This is a genomic window from Halorhabdus sp. SVX81 (assembly GCF_029207715.1).
In the GTDB taxonomy this organism is placed as follows: domain Archaea; phylum Halobacteriota; class Halobacteria; order Halobacteriales; family Haloarculaceae; genus Halorhabdus.
Genome location: NZ_CP104322.1, coordinates 448826 through 466819 on the forward strand (window position 1 = coordinate 448826; position 17994 = coordinate 466819).

18 protein-coding genes are annotated in these 17994 nt (G+C 66.4%); 10 read left to right on the forward strand and 8 right to left on the reverse strand.

The features are described 5' to 3' along the window. The first annotated feature begins 78 nt into the window (after positions 1-78). Genes SVXhr_RS02205 through SVXhr_RS02225 form a run of 5 tightly spaced genes read left to right on the forward strand, consistent with a single transcriptional unit; the run spans position 79 to position 4297 of the window. Complete coding sequence (locus SVXhr_RS02205; protein ID WP_275739031.1) at positions 79-1062, forward strand: MoxR family ATPase; 984 nt, start codon at positions 79-81, stop codon at positions 1060-1062. A gap of 22 nt (positions 1063-1084) precedes the next feature. Further along, complete coding sequence (locus SVXhr_RS02210; protein WP_275739032.1) at positions 1085-1774, forward strand: DUF4129 domain-containing protein; 690 nt, start codon at positions 1085-1087, stop codon at positions 1772-1774. Then, positions 1771-2301 (forward strand): hypothetical protein, encoded by a 531-nt coding sequence (locus SVXhr_RS02215; protein WP_275739033.1) that lies wholly within the window; start codon positions 1771-1773, stop codon positions 2299-2301. Before SVXhr_RS02210 ends, SVXhr_RS02215 begins: the two co-directional genes overlap by 4 nt. Further along, positions 2298-3713: a DUF58 domain-containing protein gene (locus SVXhr_RS02220; protein ID WP_275739034.1), complete on the forward strand. Its 1416-nt coding sequence runs from the start codon at positions 2298-2300 to the stop codon at positions 3711-3713. The genes SVXhr_RS02215 and SVXhr_RS02220 overlap by 4 nt, the downstream gene beginning before the upstream one ends. Next, positions 3710-4297 carry a hypothetical protein gene (locus SVXhr_RS02225; RefSeq protein ID WP_275739035.1) on the forward strand — a complete coding sequence of 196 codons (588 nt, stop codon included), beginning with the start codon at positions 3710-3712 and terminating at the stop codon, positions 4295-4297. Before SVXhr_RS02220 ends, SVXhr_RS02225 begins: the two co-directional genes overlap by 4 nt. Here SVXhr_RS02225 and trpA read toward each other — a convergent pair whose 3' ends face one another. The 5 genes from trpA to SVXhr_RS02250 all read right to left on the reverse strand — a co-directional run bounded on the left by trpA (position 4298) and on the right by SVXhr_RS02250 (position 9880). After that, a complete protein-coding gene (trpA, locus tag SVXhr_RS02230; RefSeq protein WP_275739036.1) occupies positions 4298-5137 on the reverse strand; it encodes a tryptophan synthase subunit alpha in 840 nt (279 codons plus the stop codon). Then, a complete protein-coding gene (gene trpB / locus SVXhr_RS02235) occupies positions 5134-6384 on the reverse strand; it encodes a tryptophan synthase subunit beta (protein WP_275739037.1) in 1251 nt (416 codons plus the stop codon). Before trpB ends, trpA begins: the two co-directional genes overlap by 4 nt. A gap of 15 nt (positions 6385-6399) precedes the next feature. Continuing rightward, positions 6400-7191, reverse strand: a complete 792-nt coding sequence (trpC, locus tag SVXhr_RS02240; protein WP_275739038.1) for an indole-3-glycerol phosphate synthase — start codon at positions 7189-7191, stop codon at positions 6400-6402. 93 nt (positions 7192-7284) lie between these two features. Beyond that, on the reverse strand, positions 7285-7533 hold the full coding sequence (locus tag SVXhr_RS02245) for a ribbon-helix-helix domain-containing protein (RefSeq protein ID WP_275739039.1): 249 nt from the start codon (positions 7531-7533) through the stop codon (positions 7285-7287). A gap of 31 nt (positions 7534-7564) precedes the next feature. Beyond that, positions 7565-9880: a glycoside hydrolase family 3 N-terminal domain-containing protein gene (locus SVXhr_RS02250; RefSeq protein WP_275739040.1), complete on the reverse strand. Its 2316-nt coding sequence runs from the start codon at positions 9878-9880 to the stop codon at positions 7565-7567. Positions 9881-10017: 137 nt separating this feature from the next. Here SVXhr_RS02250 and SVXhr_RS02255 point away from each other — a divergent pair, with 137 nt between their 5' ends. From SVXhr_RS02255 to SVXhr_RS02265, 3 genes are all read left to right on the forward strand, one after another. Next, on the forward strand, positions 10018-10164 hold the full coding sequence (locus SVXhr_RS02255) for a hypothetical protein (protein WP_275739041.1): 147 nt from the start codon (positions 10018-10020) through the stop codon (positions 10162-10164). Positions 10165-10207: 43 nt separating this feature from the next. Continuing rightward, entirely contained in the window at positions 10208-11998 is a 1791-nt protein-coding gene (gene pepF, locus SVXhr_RS02260) for an oligoendopeptidase F (protein WP_275739043.1), read from the forward strand. Positions 11999-12078: 80 nt separating this feature from the next. Continuing rightward, on the forward strand, positions 12079-13302 hold the full coding sequence (locus SVXhr_RS02265) for a proteasome-activating nucleotidase (RefSeq protein ID WP_275739045.1): 1224 nt from the start codon (positions 12079-12081) through the stop codon (positions 13300-13302). An 87-nt stretch (positions 13303-13389) separates the two neighbouring features. Here the strand turns inward: SVXhr_RS02265 and SVXhr_RS02270 are convergent, their stop codons facing one another. Further along, the gene (locus tag SVXhr_RS02270) at positions 13390-13791 is read right to left on the reverse strand and encodes a hypothetical protein (protein WP_275739047.1); all 402 of its coding nucleotides are present in this window, start codon (positions 13789-13791) and stop codon (positions 13390-13392) included. Between the two features lie 192 nt (positions 13792-13983). Here SVXhr_RS02270 and SVXhr_RS02275 point away from each other — a divergent pair, with 192 nt between their 5' ends. Next, entirely contained in the window at positions 13984-14952 is a 969-nt protein-coding gene (locus tag SVXhr_RS02275; protein WP_275739049.1) for a GTPase, read from the forward strand. 31 nt (positions 14953-14983) lie between these two features. Here SVXhr_RS02275 and SVXhr_RS02280 read toward each other — a convergent pair whose 3' ends face one another. Both SVXhr_RS02280 and SVXhr_RS02285 read right to left on the reverse strand, forming a co-directional pair. Continuing rightward, positions 14984-15727 carry an SIMPL domain-containing protein gene (locus tag SVXhr_RS02280; protein WP_275739051.1) on the reverse strand — a complete coding sequence of 248 codons (744 nt, stop codon included), beginning with the start codon at positions 15725-15727 and terminating at the stop codon, positions 14984-14986. 86 nt (positions 15728-15813) lie between these two features. Further along, a complete protein-coding gene (locus SVXhr_RS02285; protein WP_275739053.1) occupies positions 15814-17103 on the reverse strand; it encodes a TIGR00341 family protein in 1290 nt (429 codons plus the stop codon). A 110-nt stretch (positions 17104-17213) separates the two neighbouring features. On the opposite strand from SVXhr_RS02285, the gene SVXhr_RS02290 reads away from it, so the two are divergent. After that, a complete protein-coding gene (locus tag SVXhr_RS02290) occupies positions 17214-17909 on the forward strand; it encodes a phosphoglycolate phosphatase (protein ID WP_275739055.1) in 696 nt (231 codons plus the stop codon). Positions 17910-17994 lie beyond the last annotated feature (85 nt).

Sequence of the window (17994 nt, forward strand, 5' to 3'; positions counted from 1 at the left end):
ACCCGTCCACCTACCAAAAGAGGTTTCACTGCCCCGGAATTTCACCCGACCGAACACCCGCACGGAGACCGAAATCCAATGCCCTCACCTGACATCTCCGACGCAAGCGCACGCTGTAGTGATGTCCTGGACGCGATGGAAGAGACGGTGATCGCGGACCGGGAGTTCCTCGAAACCGTCCTGACCGGCGTCCTCGCCCGCGGCCACGTCCTCCTCGAAGACGTCCCCGGCACGGGCAAGACCCTGACCGCACGGAGCATGGCCGAGGCCCTCGGCCTCTCCTTTACCAGGATCCAGTTCACGCCCGACCTCCTCCCGGCGGACGTGACCGGGTCGCACATCTACGACGAACAGGCCAAGGACTTCGAGTTCCGCGCCGGCCCGATCTTCGCCAACGTCGTCCTGGCCGACGAGATCAACCGCGCCCCGCCGAAGACCCAGGCCGCGCTGCTTGAGGCCATGTCCGAGGGCCAGGTGACGACCGACGGGACGACCCGGGATCTGCCCGAACCGTTCTTCGTGATCGCGACCCAGAACCCCGTCGAGAGTGAGGGGACGTTCCCACTCCCGGAGGCCCAGATCGACCGCTTCATCGTGAAGACGACCATCGGCTATCCCGACCCGGCGGCCGAGCGGACGCTCCTGCGGCGACGCACCGACCGGGCCGAAAAGACCCCCTCGGTCGAGCAGGTCCTCGGACCGGATCGGGTGACGGCCATCCAGTCCCTCCCCGAGGCGGTCACCGTCACCGACGACCTCATCGCCTACATGACCGACATCGCACAGGCGACCCGCGATCAGCCACAGGTCCGGGTCGGCGTCTCGCCGCGCGGCACCCAGCGACTCCTCGAAGCCGCCCGCGCCCGTGCCGTCATCGAGGGGCGCGAATACGTCACGCCGAGCGACGTGAAGACGATCGCGCCCGCCGTCCTCGCCCACCGACTCGTCCTCACGCCCGACGCGACGGTCGAGAACGTCGACAAGCGCGACATCCTCGTTGACGTCGTCGACTCGATTCCCGTCCCGACGGTCTCGGACGTCGATGCGCTGACCACGGGGTAACCCACCCGTCACTCCCCCGCCAATGTCACGTGATCGCCTCCCCACGATCGTCGTGCTCGCCCTCGTCGTGCTCGCGCTGGGTGCCGCCGCCGCGACGCTGGACTCCGGGCAGTTGCCGACGGACACTCCCTCCAATGCGTCCGGGCCGGCGCTGACACCGGACCCGAGCGGGGGCCCGCCCGAGGCGCCCGAGCGGACCCCAGTTTCACCTGCGGATTCGCTCTCCATCCCGTGGTGGACCCCGCCGCTTCCAGCCGTGCTGGGCGGCCTGGCGCTCGCACTCGGCGGCACGCTCGTCTTCCTGTTCGTCCGGACCGGGACCGGCGATTCGATCGACGTCGAGGAACCGGCCACGCCGGCGGCCGAACCCGACCTCCAGGCGGTCGGCGAGGCGGCGGGCGACGCCGCGGATCGTATCGAGTCCCGGACCGACGTCGACAACGAAGTGTATCGCGCGTGGCACGAGATGGTCCGCCACCTCCCGGTTTCGGAGCCCGAGACCACGACGCCAGAGGAGTTCGAGGCGGCGGCGGTCGCGGCGGGGATGCGTCCGGACGATGTCGCGGAACTCACGCGGCTGTTCGCGGAGGTTCGATACGGCGAACGCGATCCGGACGGCCGGGAGGAGCGTGCCGTCGCGGCGCTCCGGCGGATCGAGACTGCTCATGCCGATGGGACGAGCGGCGACCCTTCGGGGGGTGCGAACGGATGAACTGGCGCCCGGCACAGCTGGGTGGCCTGGCCGCCGTCCTGGTCGGGTTCGCGCTGGTAGCCGTCGACGCTTCCCCGCTGGCCATCCTGGGCCAGTACAGCTACGTCGTCGTCCTGGTGTTCGGACTCGTGGTGACGGTCCTCGGCGGTCTGGAACTCGCCGACCGTCACGCCACGACCGGCGACCGGTGGCGGCCCGCCTCCACCGAGTCCGGCTACCGGGTCCCCGTCCCGGGCGACGAACTCGCCGACCTCGCCGAATCCGAGCTGAAAGATCGCCTCCGGCGGCGCGTCGTCGTCTCGCTGATGGACGCTCGGGATTGCTCGAAGGCCGACGTGAGAGCGCAGGTCGAGGATGGAACCTGGACGGACGATCAGTTCGCGGCTGCGTACCTCGGGAACGAGCGCGTCCAGTTGCCGATCACGACCCAGCTCCGCGGGCTGATGCGTCGAACGTCAACCGAGGAGCGGGCACGCCGACACGTGATCGCCGCCCTGCGGGAGCTCCGCGCGGAGGGATCGCGATGACGCCCGCCCGCGAGGATGACGCCGGCGACCGCCGGTCGCGATCGGCCCGCCCTGGTCCGGCGGCGGGGAGCGAGGCTCGCGTCGTCGATCACCTGACCGGGCACTGGACCGGCGTGGGCGCGGTCGCGTTCGTCTTCGGCGGTCTCGGGATCGTCCTCCGGGAGCCCGCCTTGTTGCTCGCCGGCGTCGTCGGTGCGGTCTTTACGGGGTACGCCCGTAGCGCCGACCCCCTCGAGGTCCGTGATCCCGACACCGGCGAGTCGACGCTGTCGATCCGCCGGCGACTCGAACCCGACAGTCCGGAACCGGGCGAGGACGTCACCGTTACCGTCGAGATCCGAAACGAGGGGGCAGGCGTTCTCACCGACGTGCGGGTCGTCGACGGCGTGCCGCCGGCGCTCGACGTCACCGACGGCACGCCACGCCACGGCGCGGTGCTTCGGCCCGACGAGGGCGTGACCTACGCCTATACGGTGACCGCGACCCGCGGCGAGCACAACTGGCGACCCGCGCAGGTCACGGTCGCGGATCCGAGCGGGGCTGTCGAACGCGAGACGACCGTCGACGCCCCCACGACGCTGTCCTGTTCGCTCCCGGCGCTCACCAGTGAGCAACTCCCACTTCGGGGGTTGACGACGCCGTACGTCGGGCGCGTCGACACGGACGAGGGTGGATCGGGCGTGGAGTTCTTCTCGACGCGGGAGTACCGGTCGAGCGATCCGCTCTCGCGGATCGACTGGCGTCGCCACGCCAAGACCGGGGGGCTCGGCACGCTCGAATATCGCGAGGAACGCGCCGCGACGGTCATGCTGGTGATCGACACCCGGCAGGCCGCCTATCGTGCGCCGGAACCGGGGGCGTATCACGCCGTCGAGCGGAGCGTCGACGCGGCCAACCGCGTCTTCGCCGCCTTGCTCGACACGGGCGACCGCGTCGGTGTGACGACGCTCGGCCCGGCCAGTGAGGAGTGCTGGCTGTCGCCCGGGGCCGGCGACGAACACCGCGCTCACGGCCGTGCATTGCTGAATTCCCATCCAGCGCTCTCACCGATCCCGCCCGATGAGGGACTGTACGAGACGATCCGCGACGACCGCCGCGAGCAACTCAAGGACCGGCAGGTCACCCGGCTCCGCCGTCGGCTCTCCCCGGACACACAGGTGTTCATCCTCTCGCCGTGCTGTGACGGGTACGTCCCGACCGTCGCCCGCCGGCTCGACGCTCACGGGCAGCTCGTGACGATGGTGAGCCCCGATCCGACGACTGACGACACGCCGATCCGCGAGCTCGCACGCATGGAACGCGCGGATCGCCTGGACGGCCTTCGTGGCGAGGGGATCCGAGTGCTCGACTGGCGCGACGGGGAGTCCTTCGCGGCGGCGCTCGCCCGCGCGCAGGTACGGTGGTCGGCATGAGTCTCCCTACGTCGCCCGGCCTCGGTGGTGTACGCGGTGACGGATCGACCGCCGACAGTCAAGGTGACGCGGCGAACGACGGCGTGGAGCATGCCGGCGGCGGGATCGATCGCACCCCCGCGCGCGCCAGCGTCGCTATCGCGACCGGATTCGCGTTCCTGGGGGCGCTCACGATGGTGACGCCGGCGCTGGTCGCCGTCGGCCTGTTCGGAACGCTACTCGTCGGCCTCGGCGCGATACACGGATCCCGGACGTATGTCGGCTACGGCGCGCTGGTGATTCTCCTCGGTGTCCTGATCGGCGGGTTCCAGGGCGCGCCGCCGGAACCACTCCTCGTCAGTACACTCCTCGCCGTCCTCGCGTGGGACGCTGGCCGGTACGGGATCACGATCGGTGAGCAACTCGGTCCGGACGCGAAGACGCTCCGGATCGAACTCACTCACGTGACGCTGAACACGCTCGTCGGAACTGCAGGGACCGGACTCGGCTACGCCGCGTATCGCGTGATGGCCGGCGGTCAGCCCGTCGCCGCGCTCGGCCTCCTGTTGGTCGGCGCGGTCGTCCTCGTCGTCACACTCCGGTGATCAGTCCTCGACTGCTGCCGACGGCGCGCCCCGCAACGCGCCATCTTTGAGTTCCCGGGCCTTCGCTTCGAGCCGATCAGCAACCGCATCGGCCGATTCGCCGCTTTCGGCCCCCTCGGCGACGATGTCGACCAGGGCGCTCCCGACGATGATCCCGTCAGCACCGGCCGAGACGATCCGTTCCGCGTGCTCGCCGGTTTTGATGCCGAAGCCGACGGCCTTCGGGACGTCCCACTCGGCGAGGCGCGCGAGGCTTTCGTCGGTCTGGTCGCTGACGTCCTCGCGCGCGCCCGTCGTCCCGAGACGGGCCTGGACGTAGACGTACCCCGAGACCTGCTCCATGATGGTTTCGAGGCGGTCGCCACGGGTCGTCGGCGCGACGATGAAGACCAGATCCAGCCCGTATTCGTCACAGGCGTCCCGCAACGGGTCGGCCTCCTCGGCCGGCAGGTCCGGGACGACCAGTCCCGCGATGCCCGCCTCGGCGGCCCGTTCGACGAACGGTCGGGGCCCTGACTCACTACCGTATTGATAAATCAGGTTATAATAGGTCATACAGACCAGCGGGATCTCGACGTCCAACTCCTCGACGAACGAAAAGAAACGATCGGACGTCATCCCGCCTTCCAGCGACCGGACGATCGCGTTCTGGATCGTCGGCCCCTCGGCGATCGGTTCCGAGAACGGCAGGCCGAGTTCGATGACGTCCGCGCCGCCGCGTTCTAAGGCCTCGATATATTCCAGGGAGGCCTCGTACTCCGGATCGCCGGCCACCAGATACGGGATGAACGCCGGTTCGCCCGCCTCGAAGACGGCCCCGATCTCGCTGTTTGCGGTCATTCTCCGGCCTCCTGGAGGACGGTCGACGCGGTCTCGACATCGAGATCATGCGCTTTGGTCTCCTCGACGACGGTCTCTAAGTCCTTGTCACCGCGCCCGGAGACGTTGACGATGGTCACGTCGCCGACAGCGTCGGGATTCTCCTCAAGATACCCGAAAGCGTGAGCGGTTTCCAGGGCGGGAATGACGCCTTCGAGCCGGGAGACGCGGTGGAACGATTCGAGCGCGACCTCGTCGTCGACGTTGACCGCATCGACGCGCCCCTCGTCGACGAGATAGGCGAGCTCCGGGCCGACGCCCGAGTAGTCAAGCCCCGCCGAGACGCTGTGGGACTCCATGATCTGGCCGTCTTCGTCCTGGAGGAGTTTCGTGCGAGCACCGTGGAGGACGCCCTCCTCGCCTGTCGACAGGGTGGCGGAGTTGGGTGCGACGCCCGCCTCCTCGTCGACTTCAAGCGAGGACCCGCCGGCCTCGACGGCGATCAGGTCGACGTCCTCCTTGTCTCTGAATTCGTGGAAGGCACCCATCGTGTTCGACCCGCCGCCGGCACACGCGACGATCGAATCGGGTGGATCGCCGGTCTTCGCGAGGATCTGCTCGTGGGCCTCGTCGCCGATGACCGACTGGAAGTCCCGGACCATCTCGGGGAACGGGTCCGGCCCGACGATCGACCCGATGACGTAGTGGGTGTCCTCGACGTTCGTCGCCCAGTCGCGCATCGTCTCGCTGATGGCCTCCTTCAGGGTCCCCCGGCCGGTCGTGACGGGGGTGACCGTTGCGCCGTTGAGTTCCATCCGGAAGACGTTGGGGCGCTGGCGTTCGATGTCGGTTTCGCCCATGAAGATCTCAGCAGGCATGTCGAGGTGGGCGGCGGCCATCGCGGTCGCCGTGCCGTGCTGGCCCGCGCCGGTCTCGGCGATGATCCGTTCCTTGCCCATGTATTTCGCGAGCAGGACCTGCCCGAGGGCGTTGTTGAGTTTGTGTGCCCCGCCGTGGAGCAAGTCCTCGCGCTTGAGGTAGACCTCGGTGTCGTAGCGCTCGCTCAGCTGGTCGGCCCGCTGCAGCGGCGTGGGCCGGCCGCCGAAGTCCGCGAGATGGGCACGGAGTTCGTTCATGAACCCGTCCTCGTTTTCGAGCACGTAGCGTTCGTAGGCGTCCCGAAGCTCCTCGATGGCGGGCATTAGTGCCTCAGGGACGTACTGGCCCCCGTAGCCGCCGAATTGTCCGTTCGTGTCGTCTATGGTCATTGATCGTCAGCTCCGTCAGTTGTCATTGTTGTGTGTCTCCGTCGGTGTGGTAAGTGCTTGCGTGTTCGTCGCCACGTCGCCGTCCATGATCGCCGAGCCGATCAACAGCCCGTCGGCACCGGCCGCCCGCATCCGCCGGACGTCTGCCGGCGTCTCGATCCCGCTCTCGGCGATCAGCGTCACGTCGTCGGGAACTGCGGGCGCGACTGACTCGAACGTTTCGAGGTCGACGTCGAGTTTTGCCAGATCGCGGTTGTTCACGCCGATGATCGCCGCGCCGGCGTCGACCGCGGCCGCAACCTCCGATCGGGAGTGTGCCTCGACGAGTACCTGAAACCCGCGGTCGCGCGCGGCGTCGATCAGTTCCTCGAGGTCGTCCGTGCCGTCCTCCTCGAGAAACCGGACGATGAGAAGGACGAGATCGGCTTCGACCACGTCGAGTTGAGCCTCGTGGAGGATGAAGTCCTTCCGGAGGACGGGCACGTCGACGGCGTCCCGGACGCGCCGCAACGTTTCGGGCGACCCCCCGAAGTGCTCGGGTTCGGTCAGCACCGACAGTGCCGCCGCCCCGTTCTCGACCATGGCCGTTGCGAGCTCGACCGGATCGCCGTCGTGTCGGCCCTCCGTGGTCGGACTCGTTGGCTTGACCTCCGTGATCGTCGGCACCCGACCGTCGCGCTCGGCGCGATCGAACGCGTCAGCGAGGGACCGCGGCGTCACGTCTACCGTACCCGACGCGCCGCCACGATCTCTCGCTGCCGAGAGGATCGATCGCACGTCAGGCGCTATTTCATCACTGGCGTCCATTACCGTACACTAACGTACAGACATGGACATAAGGCTTGCGACATACCGGTCACTATCGCTTGTTGATTGGCGAGCGGGAGCGAGCGCTCCCAGTCAGAAGGTGTAGCCGTCGTCGGGATCGTCGTCGTGGAGGGCGGGATCTTGCTGGTCCTCGACCGTCTGTGAGAAGAAGTCGTCTTCGGCGGCGACTTCCGGTTCGTCCTCGCCCGTGTCGTACGCGGAGACGCCCATCGTCAGCAGCTCCTCGACGGCCTGATCGCGGTTGACGAACTCGCCTTGCTCGACGAGGCGGTTGATGTCGTTCTCGATTCGATCGGGCAGTGAGATCGAAACCTTCGGCATATCAGGGGCTCAGAATCGCGGCCGGATTAATCTATCCCTCGTCGGGACGCCTCCAGCCCTCCCGGCCGAACCGACCTTCGATGACCACCTCGACGGATTCACCAGCACACGACAGCCTCAGCGTGCCGGGTTCGGCGCGCCGCTCGCCACGTTCCAGTATGACGCCCGACGCTGCCGGATCGACCTCGAACGTCACTTCGGTGCGCTCGCCGGCCGCTAGCTCGACCCGCTGGAACCCGACCAGTTCCCGGACGGGCGTCACCCGGGAACTGAACTCGTCGGTTCCATAGAGGTGCAGCGTCGTCGATCCCCCTCGGTCGCTGACGTTTTCGACCGCGATGGTCGCCGTGAGACTTCCCTCCGGGCCGACCCGCTCCGTCGACACCGACAGCTCGCCGGCCTCGAAGGCCGCGTAACTCAGGCCGTGGCCGAATGGAAACAGCGGATCGTATGTCTCGGGATGCTCCGGCGGGCGCGGGTTCTCCTCGCGGGGGCTGCCTTCGATGGGATGGGGGTGTGGGCGGTAGTCGAAATGGGTCGGCAGGTGACCACCCGACCGCGGGATCGAGACCGGCAGCGACCCGCCGGGGTCCGCGTCGCCGAAGAGCACGTCGGCGACTGCGTTCCCGCCCTCTGAGCCGGGCAGGTAGGCGAACAGGATCGCCGGCACGTGTTCGGCCGTCCACTCCATGGCGAGCGGGCGGCCGGCGACGAAGACGGCGACGGTCGGCGTCCCGGTCTCCCGAACTGCCCCGAGCAACTCCCGCTGTGCCTCGGGGAGTTCGAGTTGCGAGCGCGTCGGGAACTCGCCGCGGTCGGTCTCGCTACGGTGGAACTCGTGACGGTAGCCCGTTTCGCCGACGACGACCACGGCGGCCTCGCTTGCGTCCGCCGCCTCGCGCGCGGCGTCGAGATCGACGGTCTCGGTCATCGACGCGCCCTGTTCGTACCGGACCGTCGTTTCGGCTGGAACGGCCCGTTCGATCCCCGCACGAATGGTCGTCCCCGGTGGTTCGGGCTCGGAGATGGTGCTCCAGCCACCGAACTGGTTGCGGAGGTTGTCGGCGTTCGGGCCGAGGACAGCGATCGAGTCGAGACTTGTATCGAGCGGGAGCACGTCGTCTTCGTTCCGGAGCAACGTCATCGACTCGCGGGCGGCCTCGCGAGCGACGGCGCGATGGTCGTCGGTTCCGACCTGCTCGACCCGGTCCTCGTCGACGTAGGGATCCTCGAACAGCCCCAGCCGGAACTTCGCTTCGAGGACGCGCCGGACGCTCTCGTCGATTCGCGCCGCTGAGAGATCCCCGGATTCGAGGAGATCGAGCACGCGCTCGGCGTGTTCGACCCCGCCGACGCTCGCGACGTCGACGCCGGCGGTCGTCGCCTGCCAGACGGCTTCGTCCATCGAGCGGGCGGTCCGGTGGTCGTGATGGAGCATGTTGATGCCGTTCCAGTCCGAGACGACGTACCCATCGAAATCCAGTTCTCCCCGGAGCCAGCCTTCCAGATACTCCGTCGAGCCGTGGACGGGATACCCGTTGAGTTCGTTGTACGCGGGCATGATCGAGCCCGCGCCGGCGTCGATCGCAGCCTCGAACGGCGGTCGGAACACCCGCCGGAGGGTGTACTCGGAGACGTCGACCGGCGAGCCGTCCTCGCCCCGGACCGGATCGCTGTAGGCGGGGAAGTGCTTCGGTGTCGCGATGACGTTCCCCTCGTCGCCGATGTCATCGCCCTGGTAGCCTCGGACGGCCGCCGCGCTCATCGCCGCGCAAAGGTGCGGACTCTCGCCGAAGGTCTCGTAGATGCGGCCCCAGCGGGCCTCACGCCCCACGTCGGCGACCGGATTGAGGTTCTGGTGTGCGCCGGTCGCGGCGACTTCGGTCGCGGTGACGCCCGCCGCGGCTTCGACGAGGGCGGGATCGCGGGTTGCGGCCATGCCGAGGTTATGTGGGAAGACGGTGGTCCCCTTCACGAACCCGTGGCCGTGGTCGGCGTCGACGTAGAACAGTACCGGGATACCGAGTCTGGTGTTCTCGATGGCTTCCCGCTGGAGCGCATTCGCGACCTCGACGCACTCCGCTGGGGTCTCCCAGGGGGAGCCGCCGTGACCGAACGGCGAGACCGCGCCGAGGTGGTGCTCGGTGACAGCCTCGGCGATGCCCGAGACGGTTTCACGACCTGGTCGGAGTGTCGGGGCCGTGCCGACGAGCTGGCCGACTTTCTCCGCGGGCGTCATGCGCGAAAGGAGATCCCCGACGCGGGCTTCGGTAGATCGATTCGGATCTTTGTAAGGCGGGCGTTCGCGCTTCGACGAATCTTCGTCCGGTGGTCGGTTCTCGTCCATGGCCCGGCCTTCACTCGCCGGGCCGTTAACCCTTCGACCCGGGGGTGGTCTGGCGTCGGCCGGTCATCCACCGATCGTTCTCACTGTTTTAGGCTAGCCAAAACACATAAGACTGACCGGTCTCCTACGGGGAGACAATGCCACGATCAGACGCTGACGCCGATCGCGAGGCGTCGACGGCGGTTCAGTCCTTCCAATCGTCGCCCGACCGGACAGTCTTCACCGAAGAGGGCAATCCCGACGGCTGGATCGCGACCGATCTGACAGTCGATCCCACGCCGTAGCGGCCCCGAACGTTTTAGCGCCCGCCCGTCTTATGCGGCGGTCGTGAGTACTGTACCCGAGCGAAGCGAGATCGACGAGGAGTACAAGTGGGATCTGGCGTCGCTGTATGCCGATACCGACGCGTGGGAGACTGCTTTCAAGGAGGCCGAAGAACTGACCGAGACCGTCGCGAGTTACGAGGGGGGCGCGACCGAGGACGCCCAGACGCTACTGTCGGTGCTTTCCGACTACGAAGCGCTGATGCGCACCGTCTCGAACGTTGTCTCTTACGCCCGGATGCGACAGGACGAGGATACCCGCGACGACGACGCGAAGGCTCTCTTTGCCCGCGCGCGATCGCTGTCGGCCGACGCGTCGAGTGCCGCGAGCTTTCTCGACCCCGAGATCCAGGATCTCGACCGCGCGGATGTCGAGGCGATGATCGAGGCCGAGCCTGCACTCGAGGAATACGACCACTACTTCGACGACGTGCTGCGGATGAAACCGCACACCCGCTCGACGGAGGTCGAGTCTCTTCTGGCGGATCTGAGCGAGGTCACCGGCGCGGCCGGGGACGTTTACGACATGTTGACGAACGCTGATATGTCGTTCCCGACGGTGGAGGATTCCCAGGGAGAAGCTGTCGAGATCACGCTCAACAACTTCACCACGCTCCAGAAGCGCCAGGATCGGGCGTTCCGTCAGGACGTCTACGAGGCGTTCTACGACGAGTGGGAGGAGGTACGAAACGCCGTCGGGTCGGCCTACAAGAACGCTGTCAAGACCGACTCCAAGCTCGCCAGCGCACGAAATTACGAGACGGCACGCGAGGCCGCCCTCGACGGGCCGAACGTCCCGACCGACGTCTACGACACGCTCGTGGAGACAGTCCGTGAGAACCTCGATCCGCTCCACCGTCACGCCGAGTTCAAGCGCGAGCACACCGACGGCGACGAGCTGGCGATGTGGGATCTGTACGTCACGCTGACCGAGACCGAGAGTCCCGAGATCGAGTACGAACAGGCCAGCGAGTACGTCGTCGACGCGGTCGCGCCCCTGGGGGAGGACTACCAGAACCGGGTCGCCGACGGGCTCGACTCCCGGTGGGTCGACGTCTATGAGACCCGCGGCAAGCAATCGGGAGCCTACTCCGGGGGAACCTACGACTCACAGCCGTTCATTCTCATGAACTACCAGGACGACGTCGAGTCGATGTACACCCTGGCCCACGAACTCGGCCACTCGTTGCATTCGGAGTACACCAGCGAGGCACAGCCCTACGTCTATTCGGGCTACGAGATCTTCGTCGCCGAGGTCGCCTCCACCGTCAACGAGGCTTTGCTGACCCGGCACCTGCTTGACACTGTCGAGGATGACCGGCTGCGTCGTCACGTCCTGGATACGTATCTCGAACGCTTCCGGTCGACGCTGTATCGCCAGACCATGTTCGCGGAGTTCGAACACCGCGCCCACGAGATGAGTGAGGCCGGCGAGCCACTAACGCCCGATCGCCTCGATGACCTCTATGGCGAACTCAAGGGTGACTACTACGCGCCGGGCGAGATCGACGACCGGATCGTCCGCGAGTGGATGCGCATCCCCCATTTCTATCGTGCCTTTTACGTCTATCAGTATGCGACGGGGATTTCCGCGGCTGTCGCGATCGCCCAGTCCATCGCCGAGGAGGGACAACCGGCCGCCGAGCGCTATCGGACGTTCCTCGAAAGCGGATCGAGCGAATACCCACTCGAACTCCTCCAGACGGCCGGCGTCGACATGACGACGGCCGACCCGATCGAGGATGCCATCGCCGAGTACGACGACGCGCTCGATCGGATGGCCGACCTGCTGTAAGCGGGACGTGATAGCATCCGGCACGCAAACCCCGCGACCCAAAGGCACTTTTTCTCGGACGGAGTAGGTATGGGTGTCAGATGTCCCGCAGTCCCTCGCTGCCGGATCGCCCGACGCTCGATCTCGATCCCGAGATGTCGCCGTCCGAACGACTCGCAGCGCTCGAGGAACACTACGCGAAGGTCGTTGCCGTCAACGACCAGCTCCAGGCAAAGCTTGAGAGGGCCTACGAGAAACAACGCTCGCTCGCCGACGACGTAGACTCTCTCGAACGAGAGAACCAGGCGTTGAAGACTGCCTCGCTCTACATCGCGACGGCCGAAGAGATCACCGACGACGGCGTGATCGTCAGACAGCACGGCAACAATCAGGAAGTCCTGACGGAGCTACCGTCGGGACTCGCCGGGGACGTCGAACCCGGCGACCGCGTCGCGATCAACGACTCGTTCAACGTCAAAGCGACCCTGGAGGCCGAGACCGACGCCCGAGCGCAGGCGATGCAGATCGATGGGAGTCCGGACGTCTCCTACGACGACATCGGCGGGCTCGACGAACAGCTACGGGAAGTCCGGGAAGCCGTCGAAGAACCGCTCCTCAACGCCGAACAGTTCCGCGAGGTCGGGATCGACCCGCCGAGCGGCGTCCTGCTGCACGGTCCGCCGGGGACGGGCAAGACGATGCTCGCCAAAGCCGTCGCCAACCAGACCGACGCCACCTTCATCAAGATGGCCGGCTCCGAACTCGTCCGGAAGTTCATCGGCGAGGGCGCGAAACTCGTGCGTGACCTGTTCGAACTCGCCGAGGAACGCGAACCGGCGATCATCTTCATCGACGAGATCGACGCACTCGCGGCCAAACGGACCGACAGCAAGACCTCCGGTGACGCCGAGGTCCAGCGGACGATGATGCAACTCTTGAGCGAGATGGATGGCTTCGACGATCGCGGCGAGATCCGGATCATCGCCGCGACCAACCGCTTCGACATGCTCGATCGGGCTATCCTTCGACCTGGTCGCTTCGACCGCCTCATCGAAGTGCCCGAACCCGACATCGAGGGCCGTGAACGCATTCTGGAGATCCACACTCGCGACATGAACCTCGCCGATTCGGTCGATCTCGGCGACATCGCCGGCGAGACCGAAGGCATGACCGGCGCGGAACTCGAAAGTCTCACCACCGAGGCCGGGATGTTCGCGATCCGGGACAGCCGGACCGAAGTTACTGAAGCTGACTTCACCGACGCCATCGAGAAGATCGAGGAAGCCGAGGAGGACAGCGTCGGGACGCCTGTGATGTTCTACTGAGCAGAGGGCTGGTACTGTCTTGCTCGTCGGTACAAGCGGATCGGTCCGACCGAACGCACGTGTCGTTGTCGTCGATGAGTCCCGACGTTATTTTTCGGCGATCCACTCGCGAGCTTCGTCCATGTCGTCGGTCATCGCACTCTCGTCGTCCACGTCCTCCATCCCCTCGTAGAACTCTTCCATGTCCATCTCGGAGATGACGCTATCCCGGTGGACCGTCACGGAGTGCTCGATACCTGCCTCGAAGATCTTCGGCATCCATTCCTCCTGGAGCCACTTCGTTTCCTCCTCGTTGTGGGCTTTGATTCCGCGCGTGTTCACGATCAGTTTCCGGGCGTCGTGCTCTTTGATGTATTCGAGTAGATCCATGGCACCGCTCTTGAACCGCTCTCCTGTCGAATACTCGTCCCAGTAGAACACGACTGCGTCGATATCGTCGTCGTAGACTACCGTGTACAGGTCCGTCTCTCTGCGATCGCGCTCTGACATATGAACCGGTTACGTTCTATCCCTTATGAATTCGGCCACCCAAATATCGATCGTGAGAAATAGACGGTGTTCGGGCGGTGGCAATGTGCCGTGACGACGGCCGGCGTGGGCTCACGGGCTCGCTGGGTCCTGGCGAGTGGCTGTCCGACGGGAAGAACGCCCTTTTACCCGCCGACCATCTATCCTGGGCTAATGAGCCATCCCTTCGAGACCCTCCCGACGACTCCCACGTCGGAGGAACTCATCGACCAGGCGTTCTCGCGGGCCGCCCGGGCCGGCCGGGCCAAGTCCGGCCACGACGCCCAGCAGTCGATGCTCCAGACCGCGGCGAACGTCCTCTCGGACAATCTAGAGAACGTCGTCACCCAATGGCCCGACTTCGACACCCTCGACCCGTTCTATCGTGGGCTTGCCGACGCCGAACACGGGGTCGACGAGTTGCGCCAGCATCTCTCGGAAGTGACGTGGGCGAGTCGCAAGACGGGCGACATCCGCGACGAGTATCAGTCCCGGCTTCGGGGCGTCGACGTCGACGGCGCGCGCAAACTCCGCAAGCAAGCGTTCGCCCGCCTGGCCGACATCACCCGTCAGGTGGACGAGAACCTTGCGGCGCTGGCCGACGCCAGGCAGGCCCTCCGAAAACTACCGGACATCAAACCCGACGAACCCGTCATCGTCATCGCGGGCTACCCCAACGTCGGGAAGTCCTCGTTCGTCAACAGCGTGACGCGGGCCGACAACGAGATTGCCGCCTATCCGTTCACGACGACCCAGATTCACGTCGGCCATATCGAGCGCGATCATATCCGCTATCAACTGGTGGACACGCCGGGCCTGCTCGATCGCCCGCCGGCGGAGCGCAACGCGATCGAAGCCCAGGCCGTGAGCGCGCTCGAACACCTCGCGGATGCCGTCATCGTGATGGTCGACGCCAGCGGCGAGTGTGGCTTCCCGATCGACGTCCAACTCGAACTCAGAGACGACATCGCTTCGCGGTTCGGCGAGGCTCCCGTGTTGACGGTCGCCAACAAGGCCGATCGCTCGCGGGACGTCGCGGCCGACCACTACATGAGCGTCACCGAGGACGACAACGTCGAGGGGGTTCTCGACGCGGTGATCGACGCTGTCGGGTACGAACCCGAGCTTCCCTTCGAAGAATAAGCGGTTTGTGGCGGGCCGGTCGTCAGCGTTCTCAGGCGCTGGTCGCGTTATAGACGACCTGGACGGACGCGCTCACGTCGACGGGACCGCTCTCGATCGTGGTCGAGGCTGACCCGCCCGCGGCATCGGCGGCCATCATGGTTTCCTCGACGCGGTAGGGACTGACGCTGACGTCACTGGCGCTGATCGAGGACGCACCGATGACGTGCAGCCCGGAACTGTTCGCCAGCGTGTCCGCGTCCGTTCGCGCTCGATCCATCGCCTTTTCGAGGGCGTCCTGGCGAAGCTCGTGGCGTCGCTCCTCTGAGAGCGTAAAGGAGACGCCGTCGACGCGGTTGGCACCGCTGTCGATGGCTGTGTCGATCACGTCGCCGACACGCTCGGTATCATCGAGCGTGACTTCGAGCGTGTGGATCGCGCGGTACTCGGTTGTCTTCTCGGTTTCGGGGCGCTGGTGAACCTCGCCGACGTCGTAGTATCCCGTCTCGATCTGATCCTCGGAGACGTTCAGTTCAGTCAGTGCGGTACGGACGGCGGTGAGGTTCTCGGCGACCCGATCACGGGCGGTCTGGACGTCCTCGGCAGTCGCCACGACTCCGAGTCGGAGGACGGCCTGATCGGGCTGGGCCGAAACCTCCGCTGATCCGGCGACGTCGATCTGTTTGGTTGGCTGGTCGGTCTGTGCTGCGGGCGTGACGGCCGTTGCAGCGCCCACCGCAGCGAGCAACAACACTGCCACGGCGGCCACCAGGAGAGTCGATCTGTTGAGTTCCATTACAGGTGTTCCCACACCCGGAGAACATATAGTCCAATCGAACGTTCAAACGTTCGTTTGAGCGGCCCGACCCCCTCCGATCGGCCTCAGCCGGCGGCGACTTCGGTCGCCACGTATCGTAATTCGGTGGTCACGTCCCGGTCGAGACGCGTATCGAGGCGGTCGTCGAGGCTGTCCTGGAGCGTCGGCGGTGACTCGCCGGGCGGCACGCCGACCGTGACGACGATCCGCTCGGGCTGCTGGAAGAACAGCCCACCGGTCCGTTCGGTCGAGATCGAATGGACCGTCGCTATCGGTGTCTCTTCGACCACTTCCCGGACTGCCTCGTCGATCTGGCCGTCGACAGTGGCTCGCGTGTACGTGTCGTAGGTCACCCCGCCCAGAAAGACCGACAGCACAGCGATCGCAGCCACGAGTGCGAGGACGCGCTTGAGCGTGCTCGACCGGGCGTCGTCCTCACGAAACCAGTGGGTCGGCCGGTAGCCCAGGTACCAAAGCACCGCCAGCGCGGCCAGGTTGATCGAAAGGACGTTCACCAGCGTCAGAATGCCCGATCCGAGGCTGACGGCGGGCAGCCCCCACGCGATGCCGATGCCGACCGTCGCGGCGGGCGGGATCAACGCGACGGCGATCATGACGCCGACCAGTGCCGTCGAGACGCCCGTCGAAAGGCTGACGACGCCTGCCACACCGGCACCCAGCGCGACGACCAGCGAGAGGAAATCCGGCAGCAGTCGCTCGCGGACGGCCGGAATCTCGGTCACGTCGAGTCCGGGCGGGACGAGAAACAGGTTCTTGACTACGAACGCGAACGCGGCCGCGCTCAGCACGGCCAGCCCCAGCCCCGCGATCTGCAGGCCGATGCCCCGCCGGAACAGCCCCTGGTCGTCGACGACGGTCCCGACGCTTGCGGCCATCGCCGGGCCGATCAGCGGGGCGATCACCATCGAGCCGACGATGACCGCCGGCGAGTCCAGCAGGAGGCCGGCGGTCGCAATCACGGCGGAGACGACGGTCAGGATGGCGTAACTCCAGGTCGCCGGCGCGAGGTCCGCGGCCTTGGAGGTGAGTTCCTCCCGGGCGATGCGCTCCTCGCTTTTCTCCTCGGCGTAGCGATCCGTGAGTTCCTCGAACCGCCGTGAAATGACGGTGTTGGCTTCGACGACGACCGTGTAGGCCTGTTCGTCGATGCCCGCATCCCGGAGTTTCTCCAGGACCGGTTCGACGGCGTTGGTCGGCAACGGGATGTACGCGACGGCGGTGTACTCCCGGCCGCTGGTCTCGTCGGTGAGGATGTACTCGACGTCGACATCTTCGAGCGCCGCCTCGATGGCCTCGAGCTTGCCAGCCGGAACTGTGACCTGGACGAGTCGCACGCCCGTAGGATCGTCGTCGGAGGCAATGAATGGTGGGGTCGCGCCGTGATCGGACTCGCTGTCTCGGCGGAAACGCAACCGGCAAGCCTCCCGGGCCGCGATGATCGTCTATGAGTGGAGCTACCGCGCCGCCGCTCGTGACGGACGTCGACGGGACACTGACCGACGACGAATTACGTCTCGATCCCCGGATGGGGACCGCCCTCCGGGAATGGGACGGCCCGGTCGTACTCGCGACGGGCAAGGTCCTCCCGTTTCCGATCGCACTCGCAAATTACCTCGGGCTTGAACGGACCGTCATCGCGGAGAACGGCGGCGTCACGTTCGTCGACGCGACCGACGAACTCGGCGTCCACGGCGACCGCGAGGCGGCCCAGGCTGTCGCCGACGCCTACGTCGACGCGGGGTACGACCTCGGATGGGGGCCGGCGGACCTGCCCAACCGGTGGCGCGAGACCGAAGTGATCGCCGCCCGTGACCAGCCGCTCGAACCACTCCGGGACCTTGCGGCCGAGCACGGTCTGGAGGTCGTCGACACCCAGTACGCCTACCACGTCAAGTCCCCGACGATGACCAAGGGAAAGGGTCTGGAAACGGTCGCCGACGCGCTTGGGTACGAGCCGACGGAATTCGTCGCCGTGGGCGACTCGACCAACGACGTCTCGACCTTCGAGGCCGCCGGGACGGCCATCGCGGTCGCCAACGCCGACGACGCGGCCCTCGCGGCGGCCGACCACGTCACGGACGCGGAATTCGCCGATGGCTTTCTGGAGGCGCTGGATCGAGTCGACGCCGGCGAGTGGTGACTCCGCGCGATTATACGCTCCATTGTCATATATTCACAAACGCTCCTATCGGGGACGCTGCGCGGTGATTTCCGGGGAAGGTTTT